Origin of the sequence: Streptomyces sediminimaris (assembly GCF_047049295.1) — a bacterium.
Taxonomy (GTDB): domain Bacteria; phylum Actinomycetota; class Actinomycetes; order Streptomycetales; family Streptomycetaceae; genus Streptomyces; species Streptomyces sediminimaris.
In genome coordinates this window covers 8,216,897-8,236,276 of the sequence record NZ_JBJWOT010000001.1, presented here as the reverse complement: position 1 = coordinate 8,236,276, position 19,380 = coordinate 8,216,897, and the positions used below count along the sequence as shown (strand labels likewise).

The 19,380-nt window shown below is 72.6% G+C and carries 14 protein-coding genes; 9 read left to right on the top strand and 5 right to left on the bottom strand.

All coding sequences use genetic code 11. The annotated features are described in order from the left end of the window. Positions 1 to 71: 71 nt before the first annotated feature. Positions 72 to 3,281 carry an alpha-L-rhamnosidase gene (locus tag ACJ9NR_RS37545; RefSeq protein ID WP_412492783.1) on the top strand — a complete coding sequence of 1,070 codons (3,210 nt, stop codon included), beginning with the start codon at positions 72 to 74 and terminating at the stop codon, positions 3,279 to 3,281. A 177-nt stretch (positions 3,282 to 3,458) separates the two neighbouring features. After that, entirely contained in the window at positions 3,459 to 4,472 is a 1,014-nt protein-coding gene (locus ACJ9NR_RS37540; protein WP_412492782.1) for a helix-turn-helix domain-containing protein, read from the top strand. A gap of 40 nt (positions 4,473 to 4,512) precedes the next feature. Here ACJ9NR_RS37540 and ACJ9NR_RS37535 read toward each other — a convergent pair whose 3' ends face one another. Further along, positions 4,513 to 5,799 carry a DUF8814 domain-containing protein gene (locus ACJ9NR_RS37535; protein ID WP_412492781.1) on the bottom strand — a complete coding sequence of 429 codons (1,287 nt, stop codon included), beginning with the start codon at positions 5,797 to 5,799 and terminating at the stop codon, positions 4,513 to 4,515. Positions 5,800 to 6,241: 442 nt separating this feature from the next. Next, positions 6,242 to 7,417 carry a serine hydrolase gene (locus ACJ9NR_RS37530; protein ID WP_412492780.1) on the bottom strand — a complete coding sequence of 392 codons (1,176 nt, stop codon included), beginning with the start codon at positions 7,415 to 7,417 and terminating at the stop codon, positions 6,242 to 6,244. A gap of 641 nt (positions 7,418 to 8,058) precedes the next feature. Between ACJ9NR_RS37530 and ACJ9NR_RS37525 the strand changes: the two genes are divergently transcribed. From ACJ9NR_RS37525 to ACJ9NR_RS37510, 4 genes are all read left to right on the top strand, one after another. Beyond that, entirely contained in the window at positions 8,059 to 8,871 is an 813-nt protein-coding gene (locus tag ACJ9NR_RS37525) for a peptidoglycan DD-metalloendopeptidase family protein (RefSeq protein ID WP_412492779.1), read from the top strand. Positions 8,872 to 9,104: 233 nt separating this feature from the next. Next, positions 9,105 to 10,760, top strand: a complete 1,656-nt coding sequence (locus ACJ9NR_RS37520) for a PP2C family protein-serine/threonine phosphatase (RefSeq protein ID WP_412492778.1) — start codon at positions 9,105 to 9,107, stop codon at positions 10,758 to 10,760. Continuing rightward, entirely contained in the window at positions 10,757 to 11,851 is a 1,095-nt protein-coding gene (locus ACJ9NR_RS37515; RefSeq protein WP_412492777.1) for a cobalamin B12-binding domain-containing protein, read from the top strand. The genes ACJ9NR_RS37520 and ACJ9NR_RS37515 overlap by 4 nt, the downstream gene beginning before the upstream one ends. Beyond that, positions 11,848 to 12,261 carry an STAS domain-containing protein gene (locus ACJ9NR_RS37510; protein WP_412492776.1) on the top strand — a complete coding sequence of 138 codons (414 nt, stop codon included), beginning with the start codon at positions 11,848 to 11,850 and terminating at the stop codon, positions 12,259 to 12,261. The genes ACJ9NR_RS37515 and ACJ9NR_RS37510 overlap by 4 nt, the downstream gene beginning before the upstream one ends. Before the next feature lie 78 nt (positions 12,262 to 12,339). Here ACJ9NR_RS37510 and ACJ9NR_RS37505 read toward each other — a convergent pair whose 3' ends face one another. The 3 genes from ACJ9NR_RS37505 to ACJ9NR_RS37495 all read right to left on the bottom strand — a co-directional run bounded on the left by ACJ9NR_RS37505 (position 12,340) and on the right by ACJ9NR_RS37495 (position 15,925). Beyond that, complete coding sequence (locus ACJ9NR_RS37505) at positions 12,340 to 13,233, bottom strand: ClpX C4-type zinc finger protein (protein ID WP_412492775.1); 894 nt, start codon at positions 13,231 to 13,233, stop codon at positions 12,340 to 12,342. A gap of 332 nt (positions 13,234 to 13,565) precedes the next feature. Then, positions 13,566 to 14,255: a response regulator gene (locus tag ACJ9NR_RS37500; RefSeq protein WP_412492774.1), complete on the bottom strand. Its 690-nt coding sequence runs from the start codon at positions 14,253 to 14,255 to the stop codon at positions 13,566 to 13,568. Continuing rightward, positions 14,255 to 15,925 (bottom strand): sensor histidine kinase, encoded by a 1,671-nt coding sequence (locus ACJ9NR_RS37495; RefSeq protein ID WP_412492773.1) that lies wholly within the window; start codon positions 15,923 to 15,925, stop codon positions 14,255 to 14,257. Before ACJ9NR_RS37495 ends, ACJ9NR_RS37500 begins: the two co-directional genes overlap by 1 nt. Before the next feature lie 247 nt (positions 15,926 to 16,172). Here ACJ9NR_RS37495 and ACJ9NR_RS37490 point away from each other — a divergent pair, with 247 nt between their 5' ends. The 3 genes from ACJ9NR_RS37490 to ACJ9NR_RS37480 all read left to right on the top strand — a co-directional run bounded on the left by ACJ9NR_RS37490 (position 16,173) and on the right by ACJ9NR_RS37480 (position 19,224). Further along, complete coding sequence (locus tag ACJ9NR_RS37490) at positions 16,173 to 17,033, top strand: ABC transporter ATP-binding protein (protein WP_412492772.1); 861 nt, start codon at positions 16,173 to 16,175, stop codon at positions 17,031 to 17,033. Further along, a complete protein-coding gene (locus tag ACJ9NR_RS37485; protein WP_412492771.1) occupies positions 17,030 to 17,908 on the top strand; it encodes an ABC transporter permease in 879 nt (292 codons plus the stop codon). Before ACJ9NR_RS37490 ends, ACJ9NR_RS37485 begins: the two co-directional genes overlap by 4 nt. Before the next feature lie 224 nt (positions 17,909 to 18,132). Beyond that, entirely contained in the window at positions 18,133 to 19,224 is a 1,092-nt protein-coding gene (locus ACJ9NR_RS37480; RefSeq protein WP_412492770.1) for an ABC transporter substrate-binding protein, read from the top strand. The last annotated feature ends 156 nt before the right edge of the window (positions 19,225 to 19,380 follow it).

Genomic DNA, 19,380 nt, shown 5'->3' with positions numbered 1-19,380 from the left:
TGACCCTCGCCCCGCATGCCCCTACGTTCACCGGAATGAATCGATTCATCATCCAGGTGTGAGGAGTCGTAGTGATCAGCAGGAGGAGCATCATGGTGGCCGCGGCGGTCACGGTGGCCGCCGCCGCGAGCGACACCGGACCGGCAGCGGCCGCACAGGCGCGCACGGCCGCCCGAACCACCGGGCGGCGCGGCGCCCCGCGGGTGACCGCGCCCACCGTCGAGTACGTACGCCACCCCCTGGGTCTCGACGTGCAACGCCCCCGGTTCAGCTGGCCGTTGGCGGCGAAGGCGACGGATGTGCAGCAGAGCGCCTATCAGGTCCGCGTCGCCTCCCGTGCCTCGCTCCTCGCGGACCCCGACGTCTGGGACAGCGGGAAGGTCACCTCCGGCGAGTCCGTCCTCGTCCCCTACGCCGGACCCCGGCTCCAGCCGCGCACACGGTACTTCTGGTCCGTGCGGGTCTGGGACACCCGGGGCGGGGTCTCCGCCTGGAGCGCTCCCTCATGGTGGGAGACCGGTCTGCTGGACCCCGCGCAGTGGTCCGCGCGGTGGATCTCCGCCGCCCCGGCCCTCACGGACGCGCCGTCGCCGGAAGGCAGCCGGTGGATCTGGTACCCCGAGGGCGACCCGGCCAACAGCGCGCCCGCGGCGACCCGTTGGTTCCGCCGCTCCTTCGACGCCCCGGACGGGGTGACGGCGGCGAAACTGGCCATCACCGCGGACAACGTCTACGCGGTGTCGGTCAACGGCACCGAGGTGGCCCGCACCGATCTCGCGACGGACAACGAGGGCTGGCGCCGGCCGGCGGTCGTGGACGTGCTCGCGCACGTGCGCTCCGGCGCGAACGTCCTCGCGGTCTCCGCGACCAACGCCACCGAAGGGCCCGCCGGTCTGCTCGCCGTCCTCACCCTCGACACGGCCTCCGGCGAGCGCCGGATCGTCACCGACGCCTCATGGAGGTCGACCGACGGCGAACCGGCCGACGGCTGGCGCGAGGCCGGCTTCGACGACAGCGGCTGGCCGGCGGCCAGGGAGGCGGCCGTGTGGGGAGACGGGCCCTGGGGCAGAGTGGTCCCGGCGTCCTTCGCCGTCACCCGACTGCGGCACACGTTCAGGCTGCCGCGGAAGAAGGTGGCGCGCGCACGCCTGTACGCCACCGCACTCGGCCTGTACGAGGCACACCTCAACGGCCGTCGCGTGGGCCGCGACCAGCTCGCCCCCGGATGGACCGACTACCGCAAGCGGGTCCAGTACCAGACCCACGACGTCACCGCGCTCCTGCGCCCGGGCGACAACGCGATCGGCGCCAGTCTGGCGCCGGGCTGGTACGCCGGTGACGTCGGCATGTTCGGACCCCACCAGTACGGTGAACGCCCCGCCCTGCTGGCGCAGCTGGAAGTGGAGTACGCCGACGGCACCCGCGAGACCATCACGTCCGGCACCGGCTGGCGATCCGCCGCCGGGCCGATCCTCGCCGCCGACCTGCTCAACGGCGAGACCTACGACGCGCGCAGGGAAACCCCCGGCTGGACCTCACCCGGCTTCGACGACAGCGGCTGGCTCGACGTCCGCGACGCCGGTGACTCCGCCCCCGGGCTGATCGTCGCCCAGGTGGACGGGCCCGTGCGGGTGGCCCGTGAACTCCCGGCCAGGAAGGTGACACAGCCCGAGCCGGGCGTCTACGTCTTCGACCTGGGCCAGAACATGGTCGGCTCGGTACGGCTGCGCGTCTCGGGCGCCCCGGGAACGACCGTGCGGCTGAGACACGCCGAGGTCCTCAACCCCGACGGCACCCTCTACACCGCCAATCTGCGCACCGCCGCCGCGACCGACACCTACACCCTCAGAGGCGGCGGCGAAGAGACGTACGAGCCACGCTTCACCTTCCACGGCTTCCGCTACGTCGAGGTGACCGGATTCCCCGGCACCCCCACGGCGAAGGCCGTCACCGGCCGCGTCATGCACACCGACGCACCGTTCACCCTCGAGTTCGACACCGACGTCCCGATGCTCGACCAGCTGCACCACAACATCACCTGGGGGCAGCGGGGCAACTTCCTGTCCGTCCCGACCGACACGCCCGCACGTGACGAACGCCTGGGCTGGACGGGCGACATCAACGTCTTCGCACCCACGGCCGTCTACACCATGGAGTCGGCCCGCTTCCTCACCAAGTGGCTGACGGACCTGCGCGACGCACAGGCCGCGGACGGCGCCTTCACCAACGTGGCCCCCGACGTCGGCGGCATCGGCGGCGGCGCCGCCGGCTGGGGGGACGCGGGCGTCACGGTGCCCTGGGCGCTGTACCAGGCCTATGGGGACCGCCGGGTCCTCGAGGACGCGTGGCCGTCCGTCCAGGCCTGGTTGACGTACCTGGAGGAGAACAGCGACGGACTGCTGCGCCCGGCCGCCGGGTTCGGCGACTGGCTCAACGTCTCCGACGAAACGCCCAAGGACGTCATCGCCACCGCGTACTTCGCCCACAGCGCCGGCCTCGCGGCCCGCATGGCCCGCGAACTCTCCCAGGACCCCGCCCCCTACGCCGGCCTCTTCGAGCGGGTACGCGCCGCCTTCCAGAGCGCGTACGTCACCGCCGACGGCAGGGTGAAGGGCGACACGCAGACGGCGTACGTCCTCGCCCTGTCGATGGACCTGCTGCCGGACAGCCTGCGCGGGGCGGCCGCCGACCGGCTCGTCGCACTGATCGAGGGGAAGGACTGGCACCTGTCGACGGGCTTTCTGGGCACGCCCCGCCTGCTGCCCGTCCTCACCGAGACGGGGCACACCGACGTCGCCTACCGGCTGCTCCGGCAGCGGTCGTACCCCAGTTGGGGCTACCAGATCGACAAGGGCGCCACCACCATGTGGGAGCGCTGGGACTCCATCAGGCCCGACGGCAGCTTCCAGACCCCGGACATGAACTCGTTCAACCACTACGCCTACGGCTCGGTGGGCGAATGGATGTACACCAACATCGCCGGCATATCGGCGGCCCGGCCCGGCTACCGTGAGATCGTCATCCGCCCCCGCCCGGGCGGCGGCGTCACGTCCGCACGCGCCACCTTCACCTCTCTCTACGGCCCCGTCTCCACGCAGTGGCGACAGGGTTCGGGCGGCTTCACCCTGTCGTGCACCGTGCCACCCAACACGACCGCCGAGGTCTGGGTCCCGGCCGGCACATCCAAGACCGTCACGCACACACGCGCTACGTTCCTCCGCGAGGAAGCCGGTTGCGCGGTCTACCGGGTCGGGTCCGGCCGCCACCGCTTCACCGCGTAGCACCCCGGCGGGCCGCCCTCCGTCGCCCTTCTGCCCGGTCTCGTGCGAGCCGTCGAAGCCGGGCAGAAGGACGGCGCGCGTACGACCAGGTCGCCGCGCGCGGCGGTTCACTATAGTGGGCCGCGGACCACGCGACGGCTGCGACACCCTGTGCGGGGGGCGTGCACGGTGCTTCAAGTGGAGTTCGGTGAAGGGGCGTTGAGCCGATTACGGGTCGCCCGCGAGCCCGACCCCCTGTGGGAGACGGTGCTCAGCCTCCACCTGCTGCAGGACCGGCAGGAGCCACTGGTGTACGACCCGTGGCGGCAGGAGGTCAAGCGCGCTCTGCACAGCACCGGACTCGCCGCCGACGTACGGGCGTTGATGGCACTGTGCCCGCCGGCCAAGTACTTCCCCGACTTCCTCACCCCCGGCAGCGGTGACACGGGCCTGGAGGAGGCCGTCGACCGGGTCCTCGCCACGCCACGGGCCAGACTCGTCGCCGAACTCACCCGGCTCTCCGCCGGTCTGCGCGGTCCGGCGCCCCGCAGCGTGAGCTGGGTGGCCACCGGCGACCCCGCGGCGCTGCGCTGGCTCGGCATCACCCTGCGGCGCTACCACGCCGTCGCGGTGGAGCCGTACACGGCCGCGATCCGGGCGCGCATCGCCCAGGACCGTGCCCGGCGCGCCGAGGCGGCACTGAGCGGCGGTGCCGAGGGGCTTCTCGCCAGCTACGCCGAACAGCCCGGCTGGCGGCACCACGGCACACGGCTCGCGGCCCCCTATCCGCAGCCCCGACTGCTTCGGCTGCGGGGCCGCACGCTGACCGTGGTGCCGGGCTTCTTCTGCGTACGGGCCCCGCTGACGCTGGCGGACGACGCGCTGCCGCCGGTCCTGGTGCACCCCCTCTCCCCCGAACCGGGCTGGCTGCCGCGGCTGCGCTCCGAAGCGGCCGCACCGTCCGTGGCCCAGCTGATCGGCGCCTCCCGTGCCCAACTCCTTGAGATGCTGGGCACGCCGATGACGACGACGGCGCTCGCCGCGGCGCTGCGGCTCGCCCCGTCGACGGCCAGCCGGCACGCGGCGGTACTGCGCGAGGCGGGACTCGTCGCCACCCGCCGCGCGGGCAACCGGGTCCTGCACCACCGCACGGCCCTGGGGCGGGCCCTGCTCGATAGGTCGAACCCCGGCGCGACGCCGGGCACGCCGTAGATGGCGCACGGGCGCCGGCGCCGCGCCGGGCGGTGGAGGTTCAGCAGTTGGGGACGCCGGGCAGCCAGGCGTCGGGGACGTCGATGAAGATGTTGGAGATGTAGCCGCCGTAGTCCGGCAGATACGACCAGGCGTCGTTGCTGTAGCCGTCGTAGTTGACGAGTTGGCCGTGGACCTGGCACTTCACGCGGACCGTCGTCGGACCGGCCAGGCTGGCCACGCGGGTGGAGCTGGTGGTCGCCTGCGCCCGGATGCTGACGTCCGTGCCCCAGGTCGGGAAGGATTTGGTGGAGCCGCCGTCCGTCCACAGATAGGTGACGGTCACCCAGCCGTTGTCGTTCAGGCCGATGTTGTAGAAGGTGCCGTCGGCCAGGTCGATGCCGGCCGGGTTGGCCACCTGGCGGCCGAACTCGTCGCGCCCGCCGTTGTATCCGTTCTGGTAGGCGGCCTGCGCCTCGGGCAGGCCGCGGGCGAGGTCCTTCCACTGCTCGCGCTGGGACGAGGGGTTCCAGTAGTCGTCGTGCGTGTTCCACGGGCCGACGTCCCACACCGGGGCCGTCTCGCAGCGCGCCGGGCCGCACACCTGAACCGAGTACTGGCCGCTGCCGTTGGGCGACAGGGCGCGCCGTGAGGGCAGGGCGACGAAGTGGTCGCTGCCGGCTATGACGTGTCCGTTGGCGGTGGTGCCGCCGACCAGGCCCTCACGGGTGGCGTAGACGCGGGCGGAGAAGGCGGAGGCGGCGGCGAGTGCGGGCCGCGCGGGCGGGGCGCTCACGGTGTCCGCGGTCAGCGTCAGGCCGCGGACTGCGGGCGTGGCACCGGCCTTGCTGCCCCACAGGGTCACCCGGGCCTGAACGTCGCTGACGGGCTGCGGCAGTTGTGCCGGGCTGCCCGCGGTGGCCTGCCGCCACTCGGTCCAGGTGCCGTCGGCGTCCCGGCCGCGGACGTCGACCGCCACGCTCGCGCCGCTCGGCACCTTCGCGTCCAGGTCCACGGCGACCCGGTCGACCGGCCGGTCCAGGTGGTGCGCGGGAAGTACGGCGGAGCCGTATCCGCGGTCCCGGCCCAGTGAGGCGGGGCTGAGGGACTCGTCGCGCACGCGCAACACGCCCCCGTTGTGACGGACGTTGACGTCGTCGGGCCCGGCTGCGGAGAGATCCGCACGCCAGGACACCGGGGACGCGGCGGCGTGCGTGGCGGCGGTGGCCTGCGGGGCCGTGCCCAACGCGGTGCCGGCCAGGGCCAGCAGGCAGGTGGCACCGCTCAGTGCGGGCAGGAGGCGGGATCTGCCACGGGTGGCGGAACCTCGGAAGAGGGGGGTCGGCATGGGGGGCTCCTGAAGAGGGGGTCGTGGGCTTCGGTGAGGGTGGGTGCCGGCACGGTGGGTCGCCGGGGCGGCGCGAGCGGGTGGTCCGTCGTCGCTGCCGGGTGTCCGGCGGGCAGCGTGCGCGTGCCTGAGGCGGTCCGCGGGGCATGTGGGGCGCTCCGTCCGAAGGGGGTGGGTAGGCGCGGCGGCCGGTCGCCTCGGCGTAGCCGGCGTGCGGGGGACGAGGCGGCGATCGCCTCGGCGTGGCCGGCGTGCCGGCGCAGGGCGGTCGATCGCTTCGGCAGCCGGCGATCCGTCACCGGTACGGCAGTCGACCGGGCGAGGGCCAGCCTCGGTCAGCGCGGGCCAGGGCCGGTGCGGGCCAGGACCAGCGCGGGCCGGGGGGGTCGGTACACGGGAACGCCGTGGATCCGGTCAGCACACGGGGAGGCCGGGGATCCGGTCAGCACACGGGGACGCCGGGGATCCGGTCACCGCTCGTGTCGACGTAGACGTTCGTCATATAGCCGCCGTACTGCGGGAGATGGGCCCACCAGTCACTGCTGCGGGTCCCATCGGAGATCGGCTGTCCGCGCTCCTGGCAGTCGACGAGGACGTCGACGCCTGCCGGCAGCGTCGTGATCACGGCCGAGTCGGTGGTGGCGTCCGCGCGCACGCGCACTCCCGAGCCGAGGGTGCCGAGCCAGGCACCCGGAGGGCGCTGGGCGCCGGGGACGTCGAGGGAGGCGACGATGCGGGTGAGGCTCGAGTACGCGGTGCCGTAAGAGGTGCCGACGGGGTGCAGGGTCAGCACGGCCACGATGGCCCGGTCGTCGGCGCCGACGGTGCCGGTGGAGTGCAGTGCGGGCCTGGCCAGATCGACCGTGCCGGCCGAGGCGGCGGTCGTTGGGCGCCGGCGCGGCGCGGCCTCGGTGGCGCTGCGGTTCCGGTGGGTCGCGGTCGTGGCGGCGGACGTGGAGGCCGGTGTGCCCGCGTCCGCCGTGCAGCCACCGGAGGTGAAGCCGGACCAGCCCTGCTTGACGGCCCAGGGACCGGTGAAGGCGGACGGGATGCCGAAGCGCTGGTCGTAGCCGTCGTTGGCGCAGCGGGTCGAGCGGCGCAGGTTTCCCATGACGAAGTCCCGTACGGGAGCGGGCGCCTGGTCGAGCAGGTAGCGGTAGATCCGTACGGTGTCCGATGCCGTGAGTGCGGTGTACCCCCAGTACCCGGGGTGCGCCGCGGGCGGGGGCGCCGTGCCGGTGAGGCCGAGCCGCGCGGACGCCCGCTCGATGATCCGGCTGCCGCCCCGCTGCGTCCAGTAGTAGCTGGCCGCGCCGTCGTCGCTGCTGCGCAGCATGGCCTCCAGCCGTGTCCGGTCCGCGGCCGGGACCCGGTAGTCCGGACCGAGGTCCCACAGCACGTCGAGTGCCAGGAGGAGTTTGACGACGGACGCGGACCTGAACTGCGTCTGGGCGTTGAGCTCTTCGGTGAACCGGCCTGTGGCCCGGTCGAAGACGGCGATGCCCGCGGTGACGCCCGCGGGTACGTCCGGTCCGGACAGCCCGTGGGGCGAGGGAGCGGCGGAGGCGCGGGCCGCCACCAGCGCGCCGAGCACCACACCGGCCACGGCCAGGGTCATCAGCCGGCGACCGAGGCCGCGCGCGGGGCGGCACCGGCGACGGTCCGGTCTCGGCGAGGGGGACTCACCGGTGCGACCGGTGGAGGCACGGGATCCCCCGGTGGAGGCACGGGATTCTCCGGTGGAGGCACGGGATTCTCCGGTGGAGGCACGGGATCCCGGCGCCTGGAGGGGCCGTTGAGGGGCGGGTTGTTGAGGGGCGGGTCGTTGAAGGAAGGGCCGCTGAGAGGAGGGCCGTTGGGAGGAGGGCCGTTGAAGAGGCGTGGCCGCCGGTCCGGGACGGTCTGCGGGAGGCGCCGCCGTCACGTCCACCGGGTCTGCCACCGCGGCATCCGCCAGGTCTGCCGCCGTCACGTCCGCCTGCTCTGCCGGAGCCCGGTGCTCCGGGCCGCGTCTGTGCATCGTTGCCCACTCCCTCGGTCGGCCCGCCGGTCCCCGCGCGGGCCGGTGCCGGTCGGCCGTGCGCGGGCCGTCGCATCATGAGCCGGCGAGATTGTCATGCGCAAGACATTGCATGCTGAGCGAAAGACGCGGACTTCACCTTGTCATGAACAAAGCGCCTCCCTACCTTGTGCTCCGGCTCGCCGTGTCCTCGGACCGGGCCTCACCTGCTGCTTTCCCCCACGAAGGAGCGAATCGTCATGCCCCTCAGACGCCTCTGGACGGCGGTGGTCACCGCACTGCTGGCGCTGGCCGCACTGCTGCTCGGCCCGGCACCGTCGGCGGGTGCCACCACCTCCGGCGCCGCCCTGGCCGCGGCGCCCAACTTCCAGGCGCCTTTCCCGTGCGGCCAGAGATGGACCTACAGCCATCACTCGGGCGAGGTCCGCCGCGCCCTGGACTTCATTCGCGCGGACGGCGGCACCACCAACGGCACCCCGGTCCTGGCGTCCGCCGCGGGCACCGCCTACCGCCACTACGAGGCGAACGGCGCGGGCAACTACATCTCCATCGAACACGGCGGCGGCTGGCGGACGTACTACTTCCATCTGTCCGCCTTCAGCGTCCCCGACGGCGCCCACGTCGGACAGGGCCAGCAGATCGGCGTCACCGGAAGCACCGGCAACTCCACGGGACCGCACATCCACTACGAGCAGCTCTACAACGGCGCCGGCCAGGACATCCGCATCAACGGCAGCGCGCTCGCCTACCCCGGCAGCTACAACCAGTACTACCTCACCAGCGCCAACGGCTGCGGCGGCGCCGGCGTGCCGTTCATGACCTGGGGCACCGGGGTGCGCGTCCGCAGCGACGCCCACCTGAGCTCGCCGGTGGTCACCACGCTCAGCGGCCCCACCAGCGTCCGGGTGCTGTGCCAGAAGCAGGGCGACACGGTCAACGCCGAGGGCTACACCAACAACTGGTGGAGCAAGCTCCGCGACCAGAACGGCTTCATCAGCAACATCTACATCGACAATCCCGCATACCAGCTGCCCGGCGTTCCCACCTGCTGAGCCGCCCGCACCACACCTGTCGGCCCGGACCCCGGCGTCCGGGCCGACGGCCCGACCGGACCGCGCCGCGCACCCGACGAGACCCCGAGGGGGCGGCCGCGCCGCCTGCGGGCCCTCCCGGCGCCGGGAACGGGCACAGTTGCCACAGGAGGGCCACGTGAGCGATCGTTGTCTTCAGACAACTTTTTCTGCGACCGGATGAGGTGAGGGATTCGCGCAGCGGATCCTCCAGTATGGCTTTCCCCCCTGAACAGGGCAGGACCGGCTCGGTCTCGGACACCCTGTGGGCAAGTGCTCCTTTTCCGGTCCTGATCGCCGATGCCGGGGGCAGGGTCGTGGCGCGCAACGATGCCGCCGGGGCGTTCCTGCCTGCCGCACGTCCGGGAACGTCACTGGCGGACGCGGCCCCGGCGTGGCTGGCCGCCGCCCACCGCGCGCTGCCTTCCCGCGGACGGTCCCGCGACCGGGCCGTGGACCCGACGCCCGCGGGCATGATCGGTGAGCGTCGTTTCCAGGCGCACCCCGGCGTGCGCGAGGACGGCACTGTGGTGTGGTGGCTGGTCGACGACACCGATCGCCGACTGGCGCGGGAGGCTCTGTCCGCGGAGCGGGAGCGGACCGCTTTTCTCACCGAGGCGTCGAGCACACTGCAGTCCTCCCTCAATCTGCGGCGGTGCATGGAGGTGACCGCGCAGCTGGCCGCCGAGCGGCTCGCGGACGCGGCGCTGGTCATCGCGCCGGCCCGTGGGCACAGACTGCCGGTGGTCGCCTGCGTGCGGGGCGGTACCCCCACTCTGTCGCAGGAGCCGGTGGACCCGGACGGCGTTCCGGGCCTGGGCGAGGCGTTGCGCGGCTTCCCGCCGGTGCCCTCACGGTGGATCGACCCGTCGTCCGCACCCGAGTGGCTCGTCCCCGAGGGCTTCGGCCCGGTCGGCTCGATAGTGATCACCGCGCTGCCGGGGCACGGCGTCCCGGCCGGGGCACTCGTCCTGCTGCGCGGGTCGGACACGGCCGGCTTCACCGAGGCGGAGGAGGTCTTCGCCCGTCTCTTCGCCGCGCGGTCCGGGGCGGCGATGTCGGCCGCGCGCCTCTACGCGGAGCAGCACGCCGTCAACGAGGTCCTCATGCGGGAGTTGCTCCCGCCGAGCCTGCACCGGATCTCGGGGGTCGATTTCGCGGGCGGTTACCGGCCGTCGGCCGATCACGAGCGGATCGGCGGTGACTTCTACGACGTGCATCCCGCACCGGTGGAGGGCGACGCCTCTTTCGTCACCCTGGGGGACGTCTGCGGCAAGGGCGTGGAAGCGGCCGTACTGACCGGCAAAATCCGCAACACGCTGCACGCCCTGCTGCCCTTGGCCAACGACCACCAGCGGATGCTCAGTCTGCTGAACACCGCACTGCTGAACTCCCACAACACCCGCTTCGCGACCCTGGTCCTGGCCTCCGCCGTCCGAACGGGGAGCGCGGTGGGCATCGAACTGACCAGCGCCGGCCATCCGCCCCCGCTGATCATCCGCACGGACGGCACGGTGACGGAGGCCGGCACCCGCGGCACCCTGGTCGGGGCGATGCCGGACGTGTCCGCCCGCACGGTCTCCGTCACCTTGGCACCGGGCGAGTCCTGCGTCCTGTACACGGACGGAATCACCGAGGCCAGAGGCGGGCCGATGGGCGATGACATGTTCGGCGAGGGACGTCTCAGGCGCGCCCTCGCCGACTGTGCGGGCATGCCGGCGGAGGGGATCGTGGAGCACGTCCAGATGCTCGCCGGGCAGTGGCTCGGCGACCGCCGCCACGACGACATGGCCGTCGTCGTGATCTCCGCACCCCGCACCCGTCACGTCAGCACGGTGAACGACCGCATCCGAGACAGGTACAGCGCATGAGCACCAGCCCCCCACTGCCCCGGACCACCGCCGGCACCGGCCTCGGGCAGCTGACCGGTCACTTGTGGGACGCGGTCGTCGCCGGCGACGAGTACACCGCCACCCGGCTGGTGCTGCGCGCCGTCGATGACGGACTGGGCGCGGAGAGCGTGCTGCTGGACGTGATCGCGGCCGTACAGGGCAAGGTCGGGCAGGAATGGGCCGCCAACCACATCAGCGTCGCCCAGGAACACGCCGCGACCGCCATCAACGAACGGGCTGTCGCCGCCCTCGCCCTGCACCCCTCCGCCCGTGTCTCCCCCACCCGGGGCCGGATCACGGTGGCCTGCGTGGACGGCGAGTGGCACGCGCTGCCCGCCCGGCTGCTGACCGAGGTGCTGAGGCTGCACGGCTGGCAGGTCGACCACCTGGGCGCCCAGGTGCCGGCCCCGCATCTCATCTCCCACCTGCACCACACCGGCCCGGACGCGGTCGCGCTCTCCGCTTCGATCGCCGGCAGGCTGCCCACCGCGCATGCCACGATCACCGCCTGCCAGGCCGTCGGGGTGCCCGTCCTGGTCGGCGGCGCCGCCTTCGGCTCCGAAGGCCGGCACGCGGCACCGCTGGGCGCGCAGGCATGGGCCCCCGACGCCCGGGCCGCCGCCGACCTCCTCGCCCGGCGACCGCTGCCCCGCCCGCGGCGGGGCCAGCAGGCCGTCGACCACCTGCCGCACCTGGCCGACCAGGAGTACACCTTGGTCGCCCGCAACAGCGCCTCCCTGGTCCGGAGCGTCTTCACCGGACTGCAGGAGGCTCTTCCCGCCATGCGCGCCTACAGCGACGCACAGCGCGAGCGCACCGCGGAGGACCTCGCACACATCGTGGAGTTCCTCGCCGTCGCCCTCTACCTCGACAGCGAAGAGCTCTTCTCGCAGTTCCTGACCTGGACCGCCGGGGTCCTGGCGGCACGGGGCGTACCCGCACAGAGCCTGCCACCGGCGCTGCGCCTCCTGGCCGCGGAGCTCAAGGACTTCCCGCGAGCCTCCCGCATCCTCGAACACGGCACCCGGGTACTCGTCACCGAACACGACGCCGCCGGAAACCCCGCATGACGACGCTGCCCCCCGCGCACCTGCGGCTGACCACGGTCGGCCTCGAGAACGGGCTCCGGGTCGAGATCGACGGCGACCTCGACCACGAGACCGCCGACCGGCTTCTGGAGACGGTCACCGAGCAACTCGCCGGGCGGCCGGACCTGGGCCACCTGCGCCTGAACTGCGCCCGGCTGGGCGTCACCGACTCCATGGGCCTGTCCGTCCTGCTGATGATCCGCCGCCGCACCGCGGCGGCGGCCGTCCAGCTCCACCTCGACGACCGTCCCGCGAACCTGGACCGGCTCCTGGAGGTCACGGGCACGCTCGAGTACCTCACGGGCGCCCCCACCGGCACCGCCCCGGAGCCCGCGCGGACCGGGGTCGCGGCGGCACCGGCCCGCCCCCGCGGCCCGGACGGCACCGGGTGAGCCGGGGATCCTCGCGGTGCGGTGGTAAGGGGTCGTGACGGTCGCGCCTCGCGCGTCCGGCGGGTGTGCCGGGTCGGCTCACGTCTCCGCGTCGGCGGGCCGGGCGAGGATCTCGCCGCAGACCGCGACGCACTCCGAGCAGATCCAGACGTCGGGGCCGGCGACCAGACGGCGCTCCTGGCTGCGGGGGTGACCGCAGAACGAGCAGCGGCCCGGCTGCTTCTTGCCGGGGCGCCCGCGGCGGGAGCGGCGGCCGAAGGGGATGCGGGGCACGTTGATGTAGCAGTGCAGCAGGCGCTTGATGTCGGCGACGTCCACCCCGAGGTCGTTCAGGACCCGGCGGGCGCGGGAGCCGGGGTTGGTGGCGACGACGGCGAGCAGCTGCGGCGTGGTGACGGTGACCGGCACGCAGCCCGGGGTGCGCTCGGCGGCCAGCCGCTCGGCCGCGGCCAGCGCGGCCCGGGCCTCGGCCGAGAAGACGGGCCGGCCCGTGTGGGCGGGGTCCGTGGGGCGCCCGAAGAGGCGGTGGCCGGCGTCGCGGATCTTCTCGCGGCTGACGCCGAGCTGCTCCAGGGTGGCGGCGGCCACCCCGTCGGTGAGCAGTCCCAGCAGGATGTGTTCGGTGCCCGCTTCGGCGAGCTGGTCGGCCTCGGCCGCGTCCAGCGCGGCGGCCAGGCCGGCCTGCACCTCACGGCCGCGGACCGGGCCGAGGGTCGCGGGAGTGTGGGCGACACGATCGTTGTAGCGCTGGCGGGCGGCCTGGCGGGAGACGCCGAGGCGTTCGCCGATCACCGTCCAGGAGTATCCGGCGTCGCGGGCCTGCTTCATGATCTGGTCGACGGCGAGGTCGGACCGGCTGGACACATCACGGGTCAGCGCCAGCACGGCGTCGAGCAGGTCGAGTGGGTCGTCACTGGCTGCGTGGGCGTGGGCCGCCTGGATGAGCTGGTCCACGGTGGGCTCCGGACTCATACCGACAACGGTAGATTGTCAGTCGACCGGTGACAACCCCTCATTGTCAATCGATCCGGATGCGGGGCACGAAGGTCGCACAGGAGCCGGGACCGGGCGGGCGCTGCGGCACCGCACTCGGCTCAGCGGGCGATGCGGCACCGCTGCTCGGCTCAGCGCGCGATGCGGCACCGCTGCTCGGCTCAGCGCGCGATGCGGCACCGCTGCTCGGCTCAGCGCGCGATGCGGCACCGCTGCTCGGCTCAGCGCGCGATGCGGCACCGCTGCTCGGCTCAGCGCGCGATGCGGCACCGCTGCTCGGCTCAGCGCGCGATGCGGCACCGCTGCTCGGCTCAGCGCGCGATGCGGTACCGGTGCTCGGGGCGGCCGTTGGTGCCGTAGCGGAGTTCCAGGCGGACCGTGCCCTCCTTGACCAGGTAGGACAGGTACCGCTGGGCGGTGGCACGGGAGACGCCGGTCGCCTCGGCGGCCTCGGCGGCCGACAGGGCCCGCTGGGCCGTGCGCAGGGCCTGGTGGATCGCGCTGAGCGTGGGCGCCGAGTGGCCCTTGGCCGGGACCCGGGGGACGGCGGGCGGGCGGGCGGCGCTGAACAGGGCGTCCACGTCGGCCTGATCGGCCGTGGACGCCCGGCTGAGCGCGTCCACACGGTCGCGGAGCTGCCGGTAGGCGTTGAGGCGCTCGGCGAGGTCGGCGGAACCGAAGGGCTTCACCAGGTAGCCGATGGCGCCCAGCTTCATGGCGGCGCGGACCGAGGAGATGTCGTGGTCGGCGGTGATCATCAGGGCGTCGGGGCGGGTGCCGCCCTGGTCCTGGCTGAGCCGCCGCAGGATGTCGAGTCCGCTGCCGTCGGGCAGGAAGATGTCGAGCAGCAGCAGGTCGGGGCGCAGCGCGCGGACCGCGGTCAGGGCCTCGGCCACGGACGCCGCCTCGCCGACCACCCCGAAACCCGCGACCCGGCGCACGTAGTCGCCGTGGATCTGGCCGACCCGGAAGTCGTCGTCCACCACCAGGGTGCGGATCATCAGCAGTCACCTCCCGTCGGCAACGCCGTCGTGAACAGCGCGTCTCGCGGGGCCGGTGCCGTCGCCGTGTCCGGCTGCGGCAGTACGACCGTGAACACCGCGCCCGGGCCCTCGCCGACGGTGATGGTGCCGCCGTGGCGCTGCACCAGCCGGTGCACCAGGGCCAGCCCCAGACCGCGGCGCGCGGTGCCGCGCTCGGGGCGGGAGGACCAGCCGTCCTCGAAGATCGACTGGGCGGAGCCCGGGGCGATGCCCGGACCGTTGTCCGCCACGCGTACCAGGATGAGGTCGTCGCCCTCGGCCACGGTCAGCCGGATCAGCCGCCCGCCGTCGGCGGGCGGCGCCTCGGCGGTGGCGTCGATGGCGTTGTCGAGCAGGTTGCCGACGATGGTCAGCAGTCGCCGCAGGTGCGGCGGGTCGTCGCCGAGCGCGGAGTCGTCGGTGAGAACGACGCGTACCCCGCGTTCCGCGGCGACCGTGGTCTTGGCCACGACGAGCCCGACCATCAGCGGGTTTCCGATGTGCTCGCGCACGGCCTCGGTCAGCGCCTGCCCGGAGCGGGCCGTCTCGATGGCGTACTCGTACGCGGACGCGTGCTCGCCGATGTCCAGCAGGCCGGCCAGCGTGTGCATCCGGTTGGTGAACTCGTGCTGCTGGGCCCGCAGGGCGTCGGTCAGTCCCCGCACGGAGTCCAGCTCGCGCAGCAGGCCGATCAGTTCGGTGCGGTCCCGCACGGTGACCACGGCGCCCAGTTCGCGGCCGTGCAGGGTGACCGGCATCCGGTTGACGACCAGGCAGTGGTCGTCGGTCAGAACGCTGACGTCGCTGCCGGTCAGGCTGCCGTCCAGGGCGCGGCGCAGCCTGCCGTCGGACAGCACCTCCTCCAGCCGGCAGCCGAGCGCGGTGCCGAGCCCCAGCAGCCGCCGGGCCTCGTCGTTGACGACGGTGATCCTGCCGTCGGGGTCGAAGGCGACCACCCCCTCCCGGATGCCGTGCAGCATCGCCTCCCGGTCCTGCAGCAGACCCGCGATCTCCTCCAGCTCCAGACCGAAGGTGGTCCGCTTCAGCCGCCGCGCCAGCAGGTAGGCCGCCGCCGCGCCGATCGCGGTGGCGATCGCGGCGTACAGCCCGAAGGAAGGCAGCTCGCGCCACAGCTCGCCGAGCACGTCGTGCTCCGGGATGCCCACGGACACCTCGCCGACGAGCGCGCCGGAGGGCCCGTACAGGGGGGCCTTGCCGTTGGCGGACCGGCCTGTCGCGCCCTGGTTGGTGCCGACGTGCGAACGGCCGTCCTTCACCACGACCGGCTCGGCCACCGGTTCGCCGATCAGAGCGGGGATGGGGTGCGAGTGGCGTATCCGGTGCAGGTCGATCACAACCACGTAGGACGCCTCGGAGGTCCGGCGGATCCGTTCGGCGACCGTCTGCACCACGTCGCCGCCGCCCCCGTACTCCATGGCCTGCCGGATCTGCGGGTCCGCCGCCGCGGTCTGCGCGATCGCCAGGGCCCGCTGCTCGTAGGAGCGGTCGAGCTCGGCGCGCTGGGCGAAGGCGAACAGGACGAAGCCGATCACCCCGGTGAGGGCGAGGATGACCAGCTGGTTGGCGAGGATCCGTGTGGAAAGCCGGCGCTTTCCGCCGCGGTCGGGCCGGAAACGGATGGGTATCACGGGTGCCTCTTCATGCCGGTCGAGCGTCGTGCCGGGACGGCTCGCGCGCCGTACCCGAGTGGCGTGATTGTGCCTGATGGCCGAGATGCTGCCCATACCCCGTCCGGTGAGCAGAACGAGCAGAAGCCCGCTTTACGCAACTATCGCGAGATAGCTCGGAAACAGCGACGCAACATCCGGCCGCCCCTAGCGTCTGCCTTCCTCGGCCTGCGAGGAACCCCGACAGAAGGAAGGAAGCGGCCCCATCATGGCTTCGCGAAACGATGTCGCGACGAGCCCGGGCGCCGGTGCGGCGGACCAGACGAACGCGCGCATCGAGATCTCCGGGCTCACCAAGCGATTCCTGACCCCTGCCGGTGAGGTGTTCACGGCGCTGCAAGGCGTGTCGTTCACCGTGGAGCCGGGCCAGTTCTGCGCCGTGGTGGGTCCCACCGGCTGCGGCAAGTCGACGACGCTGAGCATGGTGTCCGGGCTCGACCGCCCCAGCGAGGGCTCGGTCACCGTCGGCGGCCGCGAGGTGCGGGGCATCACCGACGGCGTCAGCTTCATGTTCCAGACCGACGCCCTGCTGCCCTGGAAGACCGTCCTCGGCAACGTGCTGATGGGGCCCGTCTTCCGCGGGGTGCCCAAGCAGCGGGCGCAGGCCTCGGCGCGCGACTGGCTGCGCCGGGTCGGCCTCGCCGGGTTCGAGGACCGCTATCCCCACCAGCTGTCCGGCGGTATGCGCAAGCGCGTCGCGATGGCCGCGGCCCTGATCAACGAGCCCAAGATTCTGATCATGGACGAGCCGTTCGGCGCCCTGGACGTGCAGACCAAGGCGATCATGTCGACCGAACTGCTGAGCCTGTGGGAGCAGATCCGGCCGTCCGTCATCTTCATCACCCACGACCTGGACGAGGCGGTGGCACTCGCCGACCGGGTGGTCGTGATGACCTCCAGCCCCGGCTCGGTCAAGGCGGTCTTCGACATCGACCTGCCCCGTCCGCGCGGCTCGGTGCAGGAGATCCGTTTCCAGCCCCGCTTCATCGAACTGCAGCACCAGATCTGGGACACGCTCCGCGAAGAGGTGGAGCGCGCCTACGCCCTCACCGCGGGAGGCACCGAATGAGCACGACGTCCACCGCCCCGAAGCTGCCCGTCGCCGACGGCGGCAAGGGCCCGGCCGTGAACGCCGCCCAGCGGGCCGCGCGGCGCCAGGTCGCCCTGGTGTGGGCGGGCCGGGTCGGCCTCGCGGCCTTCGTGATCGGCGGCTGGCAGGCATTCACCACCTGGGGCATCGTCGACCCGTTCTTCTTCGGGCAGCCGTCGGGCATCTGGCAGCGGCTGATCGACCTCTTCCAGCACGGCACCCAGTTCGGTTCCTTCTACTCCAACGTCTGGACCACCATCCAGGAGGCGCTGGCCGGCTTCGTCGTGGGCGCGCTCACCGGCGTGGTCTTCGGCGTCGCGCTCGGGCAGAGCCGCTACCTCTCCAACGTGCTCGGCCCCTACATCAAGATGGTCAACGCCATCCCGCGCATCGTCCTCGGCTCGATCTTCATCGTCGCCTTCGGCATCGGCGTCACCCCGAAGATCCTGCTGGCCGCGGTGCTGGTGTTCTTCATCGTCTTCTTCAACGCCTTCCAGGGCGTGCGCGAGGTCGACCGCAACGTCCTCGCCAACGTCCGGGTGCTCGGCGCCTCCCGGATGCAGATCACCCGGCACGTCATCGTGCCCTCCGCACTGACCTGGATCATCGCCAGCCTGCACAGTGCCTTCGGCTTCGCCATCGTCGGCGCGCTGGTCGGCGAGGTGCTCGGCGCGCAGAGCGGACTGGGCCTGGTCATCAAGACCGCGCAGAACAACTTCGACCCCAACGGCGTGTTCGCCACGATGCTCGTCATCGCGGTGATCGTGCTCGGCGCGGAGTGGCTGATCGGCAAGCTCGAGCACCGGCTGCTCTCCTGGCGCCCGCCCGCCCCCTCCGAGACCAACGTCCTCTGAGCCCCGCGCCCCCGCGCGCCTCTGCCCGGCTCCCGGTCCTCCGTCCTGCCCGGACTTCCGTGCGCCCCGGCTCCCCCTGTTCCTCCCGGTCCCTCCCGGTTCCCCCCGGTTTTCCTGCCTCCCCGTATCCCCGTCTCCCCGTCTCCCCGTCTCCCCGTCTCCCCGTCAGCAGTCCCCCGTATCCCCGAAAGCGCATCCGCAACCCGAAAGGTGAAAGCCCCGCCATGCTCAAGAGAACCCTCACCGCTTCGATCATCACCGTCCTCGCCCTCGGCGCCGCCACCGCGTGCTCCGGCAACTCCGGCAGCTCCGTCTCGTCCGGTTCCGGCTCAGGCTCCACCCCGACCGTCAAGCTCATGGTCGGCGGCATCGACAAGCAGATCTACCTGCCCTACCAGCTCGCCCAGAACCTGGGCTTCTACAAGAAGTACGGCGTCAAGGTCCAGCTGAGCACCGAGCAGAACGGCGGTGTCGGCGCCGAGGAGGCCATGGCCTCGGGTCAGGTGGACATGGCCGGCGCCTGGTACAACCACACCATCGAGTTCCAGGCGAAGGGCAAGGCGGTCGAGGACATCGTCCAGCTGTCCGGCGCGCCCGGCGAGCGGGAGATGTGCGCCAAGAAGAGCGGCGTGAAGTCGGCCGCGGACTTCAAGGGCAAGACGCTCGGCGTGACCGACCTGGGCTCGGGCACGGACACCCTCACCCAGTTCATGGCGGCGAAGAAGGGCATCAAGTCCGGCCAGTTCCACCGGCTCGCCGTCGGCGCGGGCTCCACCGCCGTCGCCGCGCTGCAGAACGGCAAGGCCGACTGCGTCATGACGACGCAGCCCACGGTGACGGCGATCGAGAAGAAGGGCGTCGGCACCTCCGCGGTCGACCTGGCCACCACCGACGGCGCCAAGGCGGCACTCGGCGGCGCGTTCCCGGGCGCGAGCGTCCTCGCCCGCACCGACTGGGTGAACTCGCACAAGGACTCGGTGCAGAAGGTCGTCGACGCGCTCGTGGCCACCATGCACTGGATCAACTCGCACAGCGCGGCCGACATCGCCGGCAAACTGCCGTCGTCGTTCGTGCAGAACCAGCTGGTCACCAAGGCCGACTACATCACGGCCCTGAACGAGGACAAGGGCCAGTTCCTGCCGGACGGGATCATGCCGGCCGGCGGCCCGAAGACCGCATTGGCCACCGAGCAGTTGGTCGGGAACGTGACCTCGTCGGTGGACCTGGGCAAGACGTTCACCAACGAGTTCGCCCTCAACGCCAACAAGAAGGAAGGCTTCACCACCACGACGACCCCGGCCGGGGCCGACGGCTGATCCCGCGCCGCTCACGGGGCCGTCCGGGCGACCACCGCCCGGGCGGCCCCGGCCCGTCCCCGAGCAGCGGGCACACGTGCGGGGGACAGGACGCCCGCGCCCGGTAGCCCTTCGTGTCGCAGACAAACGTGATGTGCGTCACACTGGACAGACGGC

Excerpts from the sequence above, each read along its gene's own strand:
- ACJ9NR_RS37535 (WP_412492781.1), bottom strand. The coding sequence starts at position 5,799 with ATGCCGACCCCCCTCTTCCGAGGTTCCGCCACCCGTGGCAGATCCCGC.
- ACJ9NR_RS37530 (WP_412492780.1), bottom strand. The coding sequence starts at position 7,417 with ATGACCCTGGCCGTGGCCGGTGTGGTGCTCGGCGCGCTGGTGGCGGCC.
- ACJ9NR_RS37525 (WP_412492779.1), top strand. The coding sequence starts at position 8,059 with ATGCCCCTCAGACGCCTCTGGACGGCGGTGGTCACCGCACTGCTGGCG.
- ACJ9NR_RS37520 (WP_412492778.1), top strand. The coding sequence starts at position 9,105 with ATGGCTTTCCCCCCTGAACAGGGCAGGACCGGCTCGGTCTCGGACACC.
- ACJ9NR_RS37515 (WP_412492777.1), top strand. The coding sequence starts at position 10,757 with ATGAGCACCAGCCCCCCACTGCCCCGGACCACCGCCGGCACCGGCCTC.
- ACJ9NR_RS37510 (WP_412492776.1), top strand. The coding sequence starts at position 11,848 with ATGACGACGCTGCCCCCCGCGCACCTGCGGCTGACCACGGTCGGCCTC.
- ACJ9NR_RS37505 (WP_412492775.1), bottom strand. The coding sequence starts at position 13,233 with ATGAGTCCGGAGCCCACCGTGGACCAGCTCATCCAGGCGGCCCACGCC.
- ACJ9NR_RS37500 (WP_412492774.1), bottom strand. The coding sequence starts at position 14,255 with ATGATCCGCACCCTGGTGGTGGACGACGACTTCCGGGTCGGCCAGATC.
- ACJ9NR_RS37490 (WP_412492772.1), top strand. The coding sequence starts at position 16,173 with ATGGCTTCGCGAAACGATGTCGCGACGAGCCCGGGCGCCGGTGCGGCG.
- ACJ9NR_RS37485 (WP_412492771.1), top strand. The coding sequence starts at position 17,030 with ATGAGCACGACGTCCACCGCCCCGAAGCTGCCCGTCGCCGACGGCGGC.
- ACJ9NR_RS37480 (WP_412492770.1), top strand. The coding sequence starts at position 18,133 with ATGCTCAAGAGAACCCTCACCGCTTCGATCATCACCGTCCTCGCCCTC.